We start from the raw sequence: 13,178 nt of genomic DNA on the forward strand, positions 1-13,178 counted from the left end.
GGTCAGTGTCCTGCGGCCTTGATCACGATGGCGGTGATGTTGTCCGGCGCGCCCCGGGTCAGGCCCAGGTGAATCAAGCTGCGCACCACGTCGTTAGGCTCGCTGTGGCTGAGCACGTCGCGCAGTTCGAAGTCTTCGGCGGTCTTGTTCAAACCGTCGCTGCACAGCAGGAAGGTGTCACCGTCCTCCACCTGCAGATCGACCTGGGACAACTCCAGCTGGGCTTCAACGCCAATGGCCCGGGTGACAATATTGGCCCGTGGGTGCACCCGCGCCTCGGCCTCGCTGAGCAGGCCGCTGTCCTGCAGGTCCTGGACGTAGCTGTGATCCCTGGAAATGCTTTCCAGTTGCTCGTCCCGCAGCCGGTACAGGCGGCTGTCACCGGCCCACAGGCACACCGCCCGGGCGCCGCGCACGGCCAGCAGGACCACGGTGCTGCCCATCATGGTCACCCCGCGATTGGCGGTTTCCTCGCGCACGGCGGCATTCACCGCCGCCAGGCCATTGCGCAGCGCGGCGACGTATTGATCGAGGCTGTCCACCGCCGCAATCGCGCGCAGGCTATCGACGATCAGGCTGCTGACGTAATCCCCGGCGGCGTGTCCGCCCATGCCATCGGCTACCAGCCAGAGGCCGGCTTCCGGGGCTTCGAGCCAGGCGTCTTCATTGATCTTCCGCACCATGCCGACATGGCTGTAGCTGGCGGACTGGTAGGACAGTTGTGGCGCTGAACCCATTTAGACGGCACCTTCTTGTCCGAGCAAAAATTGCGCAAAATCGCTGGCCGGCGGCAGGCCCTGGCAACGCAGCAACATCGGGCTGATGTACGGCGAACCCCGGCCCCACCAGGCACTCGATCCTTCACTGCCCTGGGTCGCGAGGATCGCGCCACGGGCCTGTGGATCACTGACATAAAACCGCTGCAATCCGGCGAAATGGCTACCTTCAGCGCGAGTCGCCGGGCTCGGCGCTCCCAGGGCCTGCATCCCCTCTTCCAGGGCTTCGAAACTGGCGTCCTGATCCAGGGTCGCCAGCAGCAGCTCTTCCACCTGTTCAAACCACAGATCCGGGCCACTCACCAGGGAAGCCACATCGCTTTCAGGCTCCAGCAAGGCCGCCACGGTCAGAGGGAAATAACGCCCGACCCGATCGATGCTCGGCATCACCACGCCCACCGCCGCCTGGGGCCCGCAGACTCCGGGGGCCAGGGCGAACCGCCACAGCGGGCTGACCAGATAGGCGTTCAGCCACTGCTCGCCCAGAGCGTTCTGGCTGGCCAGCAAACCCGCCGCCAGCCAGCTGTCCCAGGGGCCGATGAAACTCTGCGGCAAGCCACGGCTGACAAAATCGCCGCGACTGGCCAACTTGCCGTACAGACCGACCACCGTCATAGCCGCTCCGGCAGGCTGAAGCCGCTGAGCACCCGGCTCTTGAACGGGTTGAAGGCACTGCTGGCCCGCAGCTCGTAGGAAATGCTCGCGCCATCCACCCGCAGCCGCAGGTTGAAGCGGTCCGGCGAGTTGGTGGCCGTCAGGTCCGACTGCTCCAGCAGGCGGAACCAGGCCCATGGGCCGTCCAGGGTGATCCCGGAGCGCCCAGTGGCCGACGGCGGCATGATCGACAGGCGCACCACGCCGATGCTCCCCGGATTCGGCCACTGCATGGCCACCGGGCGGCTCGGACCGTGGTCGTAGCTCAGTTGCTGGCCATCCAGGTCGAGGAGGAACTGGCTGATATTGGCGTCCATGGCCACCGGCTTGAGTTCGAAACGCACCGCCGGCTGGGTACCGCCACTGGAGCGGAAGAAGGCATCACGGATGTTCGAAGCGCGCTGGAAGGTCTGCAGCACGCCGGGGGAAATGCCCAGCTTCTGCGCCGCGCCCGGCTGCCAGCTCCAGGTCGGGGTCGAGGTGTTGACGTAAGGCTGCAAGTACTTGCGGAAGTAGTTGTCCATCACCCCGCCGGTGCCGAAGAACTGGCCGAAATCCTCCAGGGTCGCGTCCCGGGAGCTGCCCGGAGACATCGGATAACGCCCGCTCAGGGACTGGCGATAAACGTTCACCACCTCGCTGACCCAGGCCGCGTTCAATTGGTTGCGCACCCCGCCCATCATGGTGTTGGTGGTGGAGCCCACCACCGATTTCACCAGCCCCTGGACCACCGGCGGCTGACGCTCGGCGGTCAGGCTGACCCGCGCCGCCGCGGCACTGGCCTGGTTCTTGGCCTCGCCCAGCAGGGCATCGCCGCTGGCTCCGACCATGGCACTGACCTGCACGTACAGGGCATTCATGTCCGCCAGCAGGCCGTCGATGGCCGCCGGCTCGCCCTCACCCTTGCTCACCAGGCTGTTGAGATCGGCAAAATGCGCGCTCACCGGATCTTCGCTGCTGGCCACGGCCGCCGGGTTGCCCGCCTGCTCCTGACCCAGCAGAGAACCCAGGCGCTGCTTGAGCTGATCCACACCGCCCTCGACCTTCTGGCCCTGGGCCGCCAACAGGCGTTCTTCCTGTTGCAGATCGGTTTCCTTGGCCACGGCCACCAGCAGCTTCTTCAGCGGCGACGTAGGCCCGGAGAGAATCCGCAGCACGTCCGCGGCCTGGGCCACGCTGGTGATCGGCACAAAATCGATGTCCGCCAGCAAGGCGTCCCACTGGCGCAGGTAGTCCTGGAAGTACAGGCGGCGCACATCGGCGGCAAGGCTGGCGACGTTCTGCTGATCGGCCTGGTCGCGGCCCAGCACCCACTGTTCTTCCGCCAGGGTGCCGGCCTGGTTGAGGCTGGCCAGGAGGAAGCCTTCGCGGTAGCCCTTGACGGTGAACAGCCCGCTCAAGGGTTCGCTCAGGGGCTTGCCGCTCTTGCGGGTGAACACCAGCGCCGCGTCGCGGCCACCGGCTTCGCTGAGGCGGAAGTCCGGGACACCGTCCGGCAGCTTGGCGCGCTTGACCCGGTCATAGACCCGCTGGGCCACCGGCAACTGCTGCAACTGGCGCCGCAGATCGTCGATCAGGCGCTGGTCCAGGCGCGCATTGGGCGGATGCTTTTCGAACAGCGCTTGCAAGTGGCCGGTCAGGGCCTGGCGTTGCTCGGGAGGCAGGTCGCGGGCCAGGGTCCGCTCCCAGTCCAGGGTGATCCAGGCCTTGATGAAGTCCGGATCGTAGTGCTCGCTGTCCGCCAACATCAGGTAGGCCTTGAGCCCCTCGTAGAGGTAGTCCGAGTTGCCGCCGCTGTGCAGTTGCTCTTCGATGCGGGTCATCAAACGCGGGGCGAACACCGCCACCAGCAGCTTGCGATAGACACTGGCGGACTCGGCTTCGAGCATGTCGCCCTGATACAGGCCCAGGCCTTCGGCCCAGCCCGGCGCATCGCCGGCCAGATTGCGCGTGGCGTTGAGCAGCGGCAGCACCGCCAGCACATCGCGCTGGGCCGGGCTCAGGCTCTGCACGTCCTGGCGCACCGGGCCGACCCGCTGGTCGACCTGGGCGATATAGGCCTGGTTGGCCCGGTAGCTGACGATCCACAAGGTACCGACTATCAGCACCAGGGCCACGGTGGCAGCCAGGGCGCCCCGAGCGATCCATTTGCGCCGCCGCTCGACCTTGGGGTTGACCCCCACCAGCCCGCGCTCGGCAAAGGCCACGGCGCTGAACAGTTTCTCGATGAAGTAGCTGCGCCCGGTGCCGGTCTGCCGTGCCAGGTGCTGGCGGTCCAGGTTCATGCTCTGGGCCATGGCGCCGATCAGGCGGTCGATGGGGCTGCCTTCCTGGGTGCCGCTGGTGAAATACACCCCGCGCAGCAGCACGCGCTCTTCGAAAGCGTTGGGTTTGAACACGCCTTCAAGGAAGCCCTGCAAGGATTCCTTGAGCGCGGCGAATTGCTGCGGGAAGCCGTAGATCAGGTCACGCCGCGCCGGGTCGCGCTCCTGTTGCAGGCGCTCCACCAGACGCTCGTTGAGGCGCTGCTCCAGGGCCGCCAGCTCCGCCGGCAACTGGGCCAGGGGGCTATCGCCACTCTTGCCGTCATCCAGGGCGAAGGTCATGCCCCAGACCTGGGCCCGCTCTTCCTTGCTCAGGGAGTCGAAGAACTCCATGAAGCCCGGCACCAGATCGAGCTTGGTGAGCATCAGGTAGATGGGGAAGCGTACGCCCAGCTGGGTGTACAGCTCCTGGATGCGCAGGCGAATCGCCGCGGCGTGAGCCGCCCGCTCCGCCTCGCTGCTTAGCAGCAGGTCGGAGAGGCTGATGGCGACGAAGGCACCGTCGATGGGCCGCCGCGAGCGCTGGGTTTTCAGCAGGTCGAGAAAGCCCAGCCAGGCTGCCTTGTCCACCGCGGCATGGCTGTCCTGGGTGGTGTAGCGCCCGGCCGTGTCCAGCAGCACGGCCTGGTCGGTGAACCACCAGTCGCAGTTGCGGGTGCCACCGACACCACGCACCGCACCGGCGCCCAACTGAGCGGCCAGGGGAAAATGCAGGCCGGAATTGACCAGCGCCGTGGTCTTGCCCGAGCCCGGCGGCCCGATGATCACGTACCACGGCAGCTCGTAGAGGTTGCGTCGCTCGTCACCGCCGAGCTTGGCCTTCTTCAACAGCGCCAGGGCTTCGTCCATGCGCTGGCGCAGGGCCGCCAGCTCCTCGGCGGTGGCCACGCTGTCCGGGTCCGGCGGGGTATCGGCGGCCAGGCTCTGCAGGACCTTGGCCGCATGCCGGCGGGCCTGGATGATGCTAAACACCCGGTAGCCGATCCACACCGCGAAGATGAGAATGATCAGCGCCCAACGCCGTCCTTCCGGTACCAGGAACTCCAGCAGCGGGCCAATGAACCAGATGATCAGGCTCAGGGCGATCAGCCCCAGCAGCGGAATCACCCAGCGCGTCACAAAACTGAAAAACGCCTTCACTCGACCCCCTCCGCCAATACGCTGATTTCTACCCGACGATTGCGCGCCCGCCCTTCGGCGGTGGCATTGGTTGCCAACGGCTCAGTGTCGCTGCGGCCTTCGGCGCTGAAGCGCTCCGGCTGCCCGGTCTTCGCCGCGAGAATCTGCAACACCGATTCGGCGCGGGCCTGGGACAGCTTCCAGTTGGACGGGAAGCGCAAGGTGGCGATCGGTCGGTTGTCGCTGTGGCCGGTAATCCGCACCTGGCCCTTGACCTTGCGCACCGCGTCGGCGATGCGCAGCATCAGCGGCTGATAGTCGTCGAGGATGCTGGCGCTGGCCGAGGCGAACAGTTCATCGCCACGGATGGTCACCACCGAACGGTCGACGGCATCTTCAACAGCCACTCGCCCGGCCTTGATGTCCTCGGCGAGGAAGCCGGCCAGGCGCGGACGCTCGACAATCTTCGGCTGGATCACCGGGCGGTCCAGGGTCTGCACCGGGATCTCGCCCAGGGCATGGATGTTCTTGAACACCGGCTCGGCGTCCGCTGCCAGCTTCAGGCGCAGGCCGAACAGCAGTGCCAGCAGCAAGGCCACACCAATAGCGATGCCGACCCAGGGCGGCATGAACTGGGCCAGGCGATCACGGGCCACGGTGACCCCGCGCCAATGGGGCGAGAGCTCGCGCTCATGCTCGCCACGGGCACTGCGGATGGTCGCCGCCGTGCGCTCGCGCAGGGCTTCAAGCTGGCTGCGACCGTCGATCATCACTCGGTAGCGGCCTTCGAAACCCAGGCACATGCACAGGTACAGCAGCTCCAGCAGGTACAGGCGCTCGCGGGGGCTTTGCAGGCAGTGCTCCAGCAACTGGAAGACCTTCTCGCCGCCCCAGGCTTCGTTGTGCACGGTGATCAGCAGGCTTTGCTTGCCCCAGTCGCTGGTGCTGCCCCAAGGGGTGCTGAGCACCGCTTCATCCAGGGCGGTGCACAGCGCATAGCGGGCCAGCAGCACGTCGTTGCGCGGCACTCCGGCGGCCTCGGCACGCTCCTCGAACTGGCGCAGGTAAGCCAGCAGCTGCGCTCGCAGGCTGGCCGGCGCCGGGTGGGCCAAGGTGCTGCGCAGCCGGGTGAGCAAGGCCAGCAGTGGGCCGGCAGCACTCTCCAGGGGGTTCAGGCCCCGGGCCTGACCGGCCGGCAGTGGCGCCGCCGGCACGGCCAGGGACGGTGCCGGCCCCGGGCTCGGGCGCCCAGGCTCGGGCGCACGGCCACCGGGGCGCGGCATGAATTGGGTGCGGTCATTGGCCGGGGACGGCTGCCCTGCCGAATCGTCGAAAGGATGCATCGCGACTTATCCTCGAATGGCCCAGAAGGCCAGGTTCAAGCCCGGGAATTCCCCCGCGACGTGGAACGCGAAGCCTCCGGAGTGAACCAGCTGTTTCCAGTGCTCGCTGCCACGATCGAGCTCGTAGTAGGTGGAACCGGCGTGATACGGCAACTGCCGTGGCGCCACCGGCAGCGGCAGCAGGCCGATGCCCGGCAACTGCAGGTTGACCAGATCGCGGATGTGCTCCACCGAGCCCACCTTGCTCTGCTGGGCAAAACGCCCGCGCAGGGTCTCGCCGGGCACGTCGGCGCGCACCACCAGAATGAAGCTGGCGTTCTCCAACAGGGTGCGGTCCGCCAGCATCGCCACGTGCACGCCGTAGGCTTTCTCGACGATCGGAATCGGCGTCGCCTTGCTGTCGATCAGCATCGACAGGGCCTCGCGCAGGGCCTGCATCACCGGAGCGAAGCTCAGGGCCAGTTCATCGTGCTGGTACTGCGGGTACTCCACCGGGCGTCGAGCGCTGTTGGAGAAGGTCGAGAATTCGCCGGCCAGGCTCACCAGCTCGCTGTACAAGCGCTCGGGGTGCAGCGGGCTGATCTGGTTCAGGTGGTTCACCAGCGGCTGGGCGCGGTTCACCAGTTGCAGGAGCATGAAGTCGGCAATTTCCGAAGCGCCACCGGCCCCCGAAGCCACCACCCGTCCGGCCAGGGCTTCGCCGCGCTGATGCAGCAGACCCAACAGTTCGCTGCGAAAGGCACTCAAGGGCTTGGACGCGGCCACATCCAGCAGCGGCGGGATGTAGCTGTCATCGAGCACCAGGGCGCGGTCGGCGCGCTTCTCCTTGACCCGCACCACGCCGATGGCGGCGTAGTCGCTGAGGCCGTCCGCAGCGGTGAGCAGGCGCAAGGCCCGGGAGCCCACCGCCACCGGCGCACGGTTCTCAAAAGGCGCGTTATCGTCACGCACCTCACGCACCTGGCTCAGATAGCGGGCGCCACCCAGCGCCTCGCCTTCGTCCACGGTGTCCCGGGCGCCGGCGCGCTTGAGGGGCAGCGCCAGGTACACCAGGCCATCGCGCAGGCTGTCGTCAATGCTCAGCGGGGTCGGCGCCAGGTCGTCGTGGGGAATGTTGAACGGGGTGCCGTCGGGCAACAGGCCGCGGGCGCTGACAATGGCCAGCTTGCCCTGGGCCAGCAGGCCCTGATCGACACGCAGCTCGGAGAATCCCCAGGCCCCCGCCGACAGCGGACGGCTGCGGGCGTCGATGAGGTTTTCCAGGTAACGGTCATGCTGCTGGAAGTGCTGGGTTCCAATGAACATGCCTTCCGACCAGACCACGCGATTGTTCCAGGACATGGTTGCTCCGATTGCCTATTGGGCAGGGCTGGATGGGGGGGCCACGAGCTCGGCGCTGATCGCGCGGACATCGAGGACGATCTGATACTGATTGTTCAGGCGCTGCGCCGTGTTGACCCCGACTCGCCACAGGGCCTGGTCCACTTCGCGATACCCCACCAGCAGGCCGACCTGACGGGTGGCCGGGTCCAGGGTGCGCTTGAGGGTGAACTGATCGCCGGGCTTGACCAGCACTTCATCCTGGTCGATGAGGTCCGGGCCCAGGGTGGCCGGGGCCCGCTCTGCCAGGGCGAAGTAGTCGGCGCGCATGAAGGTGGCCGGGTTCTTCAGCTCGAAGATCCGTACCCGTACCGGGGTGCTCAGGCCATCAGGACCCGGGTTGAGCCCGGCCACGGCCTGGAAACGCAGCTCCACGGTGGTGGCGCCAGGTTCTTCCTTGACCGGCTCGGCGGGGGTTGGTGCGTCCTTGGCACAGGCCGCCAGTACCAGCATGGCGACCAATGTCAGCAATCGTTGAATCATCCTGCGTCCTCAATGACGTGTCAGCTGTCCGTGTATCCGTGTGTTTAGGGGGTTCCAGGCGCGCTCAGGAACGGCGCAGCCGGTGGGTATGTTCTTCGTAGGCGCGACTGAATTCGCGCCCGAAAAGGTCCTGGAAATCGTCCTGGGCCTCTTGGGAAATCTGCTTGTAGAGCGCTGTGAACTGCTGCCAGTTCTGCGCCTGCCGCGAACCGCTGAACAGGTTGCCCAGGCCACCGGGGCGGGCCATGCGGGCTTCCAGCTCACCGGGCTCGAAGCGCCCCAGGAGGTGCTTGATCGCGGCTTCCACGCCGGCCATGACGGCCAGTTGGTGAGCCCGCAGGTCGTCGAAGCTGTCCTGCACCGCCTGATCCGGAGCCATGAAAGCCTGGTTGCTGTGGCGCAGCAGCAGAAGCATGGCTTCGTCGACATTGGGGGCGAATTTCAGCGGGTTGTTTTCCACCGGGCGGATCATCGTCTGCTGCATGCGGAACTCGCCCTTGAGACTGCTGCGGGCACGCAACACATCGATCAGGCCTTCCACCATCAAGCGGTAGCTGCGCCCCAGGCTTTCCATCTGCGCCTGGGCCTGCTGCGGGTCGATGCGCAACTGCTCCAGCCCGGCGCCCCGCAGGAAGGCTTGCAACAGGTCGGTTTGTGGCCCCGACTCGACCGCCGGCGCTGGCACGACGGGAGCGACGGGAGTCGCAGGAGCGACAGGGACAATAGGGACAACGGCGGCGACCTCGACCTCGACCGGCTGCGGCTGCGGCTGCGGCTGCGGCTGCGGCTGCGGCTGCGGCGGTACTGCACCAAATTCAGCGACGCTGGCAAAGGGTTCCGCGACGACAGGTGGAGCTGCCATCGGTGCCACGCTCAACACTGGAGCCGGGCGGGCCGGGGTTTCACCGAACAGGTCCCAGTCATCCGGAATCAACGCCCCGCTCTGGGGCGCCGCCGGTTGGGGCTGAGCGAGGGGCTGAGGCACCGCGGTGGGGGTCGGCGGGCGAAAATCGTGCTGTTCGGCGGGCACGTGATCAGGCTGGGTCGCCGGCGGAGTCGCGCTCGGAGCGAGGAAATCGAACAGGTCGGGAAAAGTATCCTGGGCCGAAGCGCCCTGAAAATGCGCCACCGGCGCCATGGCAATCGGCTCGATGGGCGTGGGCGGCGACGACTGGCGGCCCATCAGTGCTTCGAAACTGTTGGAGCTGTCCCCGGAAAAGGCCTCAGCCTGGACACGATTCAGACTGAAATCGATACGCGCACTGATTTCATAATCGCCAATACGAATAACCTCGCCATCTTCCAATGGCTCACTGCTACCCCGGCGCATGCGAATACCGGCGCGGACTAACTCCACACCATTAGTACTGTTATCGGTCAAATAATAACGGCCATCCTTGTATTGGATGACACAATGTCGCGCGGAAACTAAGCGCTCGGGATCAGGAAGTACCCAGTCATTATCGGAACTACGGCCAATTGCCATCATTCCCTGATCCATTAGTTTCTCAGGGCATTGGCCAGGGGTAATCTTGTGATAACTAGTGATAGTCAAACACAGCGACATTGCGCCTCCTTGCTGTACTTCCGCGTGCGAACCGGCGTCGGGAAAAAAGTTCCGTAAAAAATGAAAAGCCCGCAAAAAATCCTTTAAACAGCGCCGTTCACAGCATGATCGCTCAACTTAAACTACACAGATGACAAAAGCCTTTCGCCCCGCCTCAATCTGACTCGCCGGTCAAGGAACTAATAAGTCGACATAACACTGTCATGCGGGGCGAATAGCTTACCTTGACAAGCCACAACTACTACACCAAAAATGCACAACTTCTTGAACACGGATGATGGCTCACTAGTATCAATGAGTCCATGTTAACCAAGAAATGTGCGCGAGTTCACAAACAACTAGTGCATTAATTGCCTGACTGTCCTGCAGGCTGATAGGGAGATCGAACCAGGTGGATGTACCGATGTTGCTCGCCGCCATTTCAGCAACTTCGCCTTGTGGCGAAGATCTGGAGTATGACGCGGATTTCTTGCACTTGGAGCGGGCCGCACAAGGCCAGCCCGAGCGCAGCATGGGCGACTCGATCCTGCCGGCCGAGCCGCCGGACTGGCGCAGCGTCCAGCAACAGAGCCTGGACTTGCTGGCCCGCAGCAAAGACCTGCGCATCACCCATTTCCTCCTGCAAAGCACCCTGGCCCTTGAAGGCCTGCCGGGCCTGGCCACCAGCCTCGACCTGATCAACGGTTTGCTCCGTGATTACTGGGCCGAGCTGCACCCGCGCCTGGACGCCGACGACGACAACGATCCCACGGTGCGGATCAATGCCCTGGCCGGCCTGGCAGCCGATTCCACCATCGGCCTGCTGCGCGAAGCCATCCTCACCCGTTCCCGGACCTTTGGCCCGGTGAGCGTGCGTGCGGCACTGAACGCCGCCGGCCTGCAGCATTTCTCGGGCGAGAGCCTGGGCTCCGATCACTTGGCCGGGGCCCTGCAAGACAGCGATCCCCAGCACCTTGAAGCCATTCGCCACGCCTTGAGCAGCGCTCGCTCGGCGGCCGAAGCCATCGAGAAGCAGGTCAGCGAACAGGTAGGTTCCGCCGCCGGCGTGGACCTCAGCGCCCTCAAGCAGCCCCTGCGCCTGGCACTGCAGGTGCTTGGCCAGCAGGCCCCGCAAAGCGTCGACAGCCCCGTCGAACAGCACGCCGATGCACCCGCGAGCGAAGGTTCCAGTGCGCCTTTGGCGCCGGCGCCGGCACGGGTTGGCGGTGAGATCAACAGCCGCGAAGACGTGCTGCGCAGCCTCGACCGGCTGTTGGCCTACTACAGCCGTCACGAGCCTTCGAGCCCGCTGCCGGTGCTGCTCAACCGGGCCAAGAACCTGGTCAACGCCGATTTCGCGGCCATCGTGCGCAATCTGATCCCCGATGGCATGTCCCAATTTGAAAACCTGCGCGGCCCCGAATCCGACTAACCCCGGTACGGCCGAACAGTATCGTCAGCGGCAATCACCGACCGACGCCAACACCGTCGCAGCAGCGACCAGGAGCACAACGTGGCGAAGCAAAGTTCTCAAAAGTTCATCGCGCGCAACCGCGCGCCCCGGGTGCAGATCGAGTACGACGTCGAACTCTACGGCGCCGAGAAAAAGGTCCAGCTGCCCTTCGTCATGGGCGTGATGGCTGACCTGGCCGGCAAGCCTGTCGAGCCCCTGGCCGCGGTGGCCGATCGCAAGTTCCTGGAAATCGACGTCGACAACTTCGACTCGCGCCTCAAGGCCATGCAGCCACGGGTCGCGTTCCACGTACCCAACGAGCTGACCGGCGAAGGCAACCTGAGCCTGGACATCACCTTCGAGAGCATGGACGACTTCAGCCCTGCCGCCGTCGCGCGCAAGGTCGACTCCCTGAACCAGCTGCTGGAGGCCCGTACACAACTGGCCAACCTGCTGACCTACATGGACGGCAAGACCGGCGCTGAAGAAATCATCATGAAAGCCATCAAGGATCCGGCGTTGCTCCAGGCCCTGGCGAGTGCGCCAAAGCCTGTGGACTCCGAGCCGAACGCTTAATCAGGACCAACGATCATGACCGAATTGCTGCGTGACAATCAGGCCCAACCCGGCGCCACCGAGCAGGCCAGCGAATTCGCTTCGCTGCTGCTACAGGAATTCAAACCCAAGACCGAGCGTGCTCGCGAAGCCGTGGAAACCGCGGTGCGGACTCTGGCCGAACAGGCTCTGGCGCAGACCGACCTGGTGTCCAACGACGCCATCAAGTCGATCGAATCGATCATCGCCGCCATCGACGCCAAGCTCACCGCCCAGGTCAACCAGGTGATCCATCACCCGGAATTCCAGAAACTGGAAAGCGCCTGGCGTGGCCTGCACTACCTGGTCAACAACACCGAAAGCGACGAGCAGCTGAAGATTCGCGTGCTCAACATCTCCAAGCCGGAACTGCACAAGACCCTGAAGAAATTCAAGGGCACGGCCTGGGACCAGAGCCCGCTGTTCAAGAAGATGTACGAAGAGGAATACGGCCAGTTCGGCGGCGAGCCTTACGGCTGCCTGGTGGGCGACTACTACTTCGATCAGTCACCACCGGACGTGGAGCTGCTGGGCGAGCTGTCCAAGGTCTGTGCGGCCATGCACTCGCCATTCATCGCTGCGGCGTCACCGACCGTGATGGGCATGGGTTCGTGGCAGGAACTGTCCAACCCGCGCGACCTGACCAAGATCTTCACCACCCCGGAATACGCCGGCTGGCGCTCCCTGCGTGAATCGGAAGACTCGCGCTATATCGGCCTGACCATGCCGCGCTTCCTGGCGCGTCTGCCGTACGGTGCCAAGACCGATCCGGTGGAGGCCTTCGCCTTCGAAGAAAACACCGACGGCGCCGACAGCACCAAGTACACCTGGGCCAACGCGGCCTACGCGATGGCGGTGAACATCAACCGTTCGTTCAAGCATTTCGGCTGGTGCTCGCGGATTCGCGGCGTGGAGTCCGGTGGCGAGGTGGAAAACCTCCCGGCCCACACCTTCCCCACCGACGACGGTGGCGTGGACATGAAGTGCCCGACCGAGATCGCCATCTCCGACCGCCGTGAAGCGGAACTGGCGAAGAACGGTTTCATGCCGCTGCTGCACAAGAAGAACACCGACTTCGCTGCCTTCATCGGCGCCCAGTCGCTGCAGAAGCCTGCCGAGTACGACGATCCGGACGCCACCGCCAACGCCAACCTGGCCGCGCGCCTGCCGTACCTGTTCGCCACCTGCCGCTTCGCCCATTACCTGAAGTGCATCGTGCGCGACAAGATCGGCTCCTTCAAAGAGAAGGACGAGATGCAGCGCTGGTTGCAGGACTGGATCCTCAACTACGTCGACGGTGATCCGGCGCACTCCACCGAAACCACCAAGGCCCAGCACCCACTGGCCGCGGCGGAAGTGGTGGTCGAGGAAGTCGAAGGCAACCCGGGCTACTACAACTCGAAGTTCTTCCTGCGCCCGCACTACCAGCTCGAAGGGCTGACCGTGTCGCTGCGCCTGGTATCCAAACTGCCGTCCGCCAAGGGCGCCTGACCCATAACCGACTCA

At 65.1% G+C, this 13,178-nt stretch carries 10 protein-coding genes; 3 read left to right on the forward strand and 7 right to left on the reverse strand.

The genetic code is table 11. The features are described from left to right. Positions 1-2 precede the first annotated feature (2 nt). The 7 genes from P7C00_RS31590 to tagH all read right to left on the reverse strand — a co-directional run bounded on the left by P7C00_RS31590 (position 3) and on the right by tagH (position 9,646). A complete protein-coding gene (locus P7C00_RS31590; RefSeq protein WP_041120394.1) occupies positions 3-737 on the reverse strand; it encodes a PP2C family serine/threonine-protein phosphatase in 735 nt (244 codons plus the stop codon). After that, positions 738-1,391, reverse strand: a complete 654-nt coding sequence (tagF, locus tag P7C00_RS31595) for a type VI secretion system-associated protein TagF (protein WP_041120396.1) — start codon at positions 1,389-1,391, stop codon at positions 738-740. Next, a complete protein-coding gene (gene tssM, locus P7C00_RS31600) occupies positions 1,388-4,894 on the reverse strand; it encodes a type VI secretion system membrane subunit TssM (RefSeq protein WP_404937911.1) in 3,507 nt (1,168 codons plus the stop codon). The genes tagF and tssM overlap by 4 nt, the downstream gene beginning before the upstream one ends. Continuing rightward, positions 4,891-6,216, reverse strand: a complete 1,326-nt coding sequence (locus P7C00_RS31605) for a DotU family type VI secretion system protein (protein WP_346634800.1) — start codon at positions 6,214-6,216, stop codon at positions 4,891-4,893. The genes tssM and P7C00_RS31605 overlap by 4 nt, the downstream gene beginning before the upstream one ends. A 6-nt stretch (positions 6,217-6,222) precedes the next feature. Further along, positions 6,223-7,557: a type VI secretion system baseplate subunit TssK gene (tssK, locus tag P7C00_RS31610; RefSeq protein ID WP_346634799.1), complete on the reverse strand. Its 1,335-nt coding sequence runs from the start codon at positions 7,555-7,557 to the stop codon at positions 6,223-6,225. Positions 7,558-7,572: 15 nt separating this feature from the next. Next, a complete protein-coding gene (tssJ, locus tag P7C00_RS31615) occupies positions 7,573-8,079 on the reverse strand; it encodes a type VI secretion system lipoprotein TssJ (RefSeq protein ID WP_346634798.1) in 507 nt (168 codons plus the stop codon). Positions 8,080-8,143: 64 nt separating this feature from the next. After that, complete coding sequence (tagH, locus tag P7C00_RS31620) at positions 8,144-9,646, reverse strand: type VI secretion system-associated FHA domain protein TagH (RefSeq protein ID WP_404937912.1); 1,503 nt, start codon at positions 9,644-9,646, stop codon at positions 8,144-8,146. A gap of 391 nt (positions 9,647-10,037) precedes the next feature. Here tagH and tssA point away from each other — a divergent pair, with 391 nt between their 5' ends. From tssA to tssC, 3 genes are all read left to right on the forward strand, one after another. Next, positions 10,038-11,057, forward strand: a complete 1,020-nt coding sequence (tssA, locus tag P7C00_RS31625; protein ID WP_346634796.1) for a type VI secretion system protein TssA — start codon at positions 10,038-10,040, stop codon at positions 11,055-11,057. A gap of 81 nt (positions 11,058-11,138) precedes the next feature. Then, positions 11,139-11,654 (forward strand): type VI secretion system contractile sheath small subunit, encoded by a 516-nt coding sequence (tssB, locus tag P7C00_RS31630; RefSeq protein WP_102881305.1) that lies wholly within the window; start codon positions 11,139-11,141, stop codon positions 11,652-11,654. Between the two features lie 15 nt (positions 11,655-11,669). Continuing rightward, complete coding sequence (gene tssC, locus P7C00_RS31635; protein WP_123728018.1) at positions 11,670-13,163, forward strand: type VI secretion system contractile sheath large subunit; 1,494 nt, start codon at positions 11,670-11,672, stop codon at positions 13,161-13,163. The last annotated feature ends 15 nt before the right edge of the window (positions 13,164-13,178 follow it).

Source organism: Pseudomonas sp. JDS08PS003 (assembly GCF_045013505.1).
Taxonomy (GTDB): domain Bacteria; phylum Pseudomonadota; class Gammaproteobacteria; order Pseudomonadales; family Pseudomonadaceae; genus Aquipseudomonas; species Aquipseudomonas protegens_B.

What these genes read in the sequence shown, in the direction of transcription:
- P7C00_RS31590 (WP_041120394.1), bottom strand. Translation starts at nt 737, where the DNA reads ATGGGTTCAGCGCCACAACTGTCCTACCAGTCCGCCAGCTACAGCCAT.
- tssC (WP_123728018.1), top strand. Translation starts at nt 11,670, where the DNA reads ATGACCGAATTGCTGCGTGACAATCAGGCCCAACCCGGCGCCACCGAG.
- P7C00_RS31605 (WP_346634800.1), bottom strand. Translation starts at nt 6,216, where the DNA reads ATGCATCCTTTCGACGATTCGGCAGGGCAGCCGTCCCCGGCCAATGAC.
- tagH (WP_404937912.1), bottom strand. Translation starts at nt 9,646, where the DNA reads ATGTCGCTGTGTTTGACTATCACTAGTTATCACAAGATTACCCCTGGC.
- tssK (WP_346634799.1), bottom strand. Translation starts at nt 7,557, where the DNA reads ATGTCCTGGAACAATCGCGTGGTCTGGTCGGAAGGCATGTTCATTGGA.
- tssJ (WP_346634798.1), bottom strand. Translation starts at nt 8,079, where the DNA reads ATGATTCAACGATTGCTGACATTGGTCGCCATGCTGGTACTGGCGGCC.
- tagF (WP_041120396.1), bottom strand. Translation starts at nt 1,391, where the DNA reads ATGACGGTGGTCGGTCTGTACGGCAAGTTGGCCAGTCGCGGCGATTTT.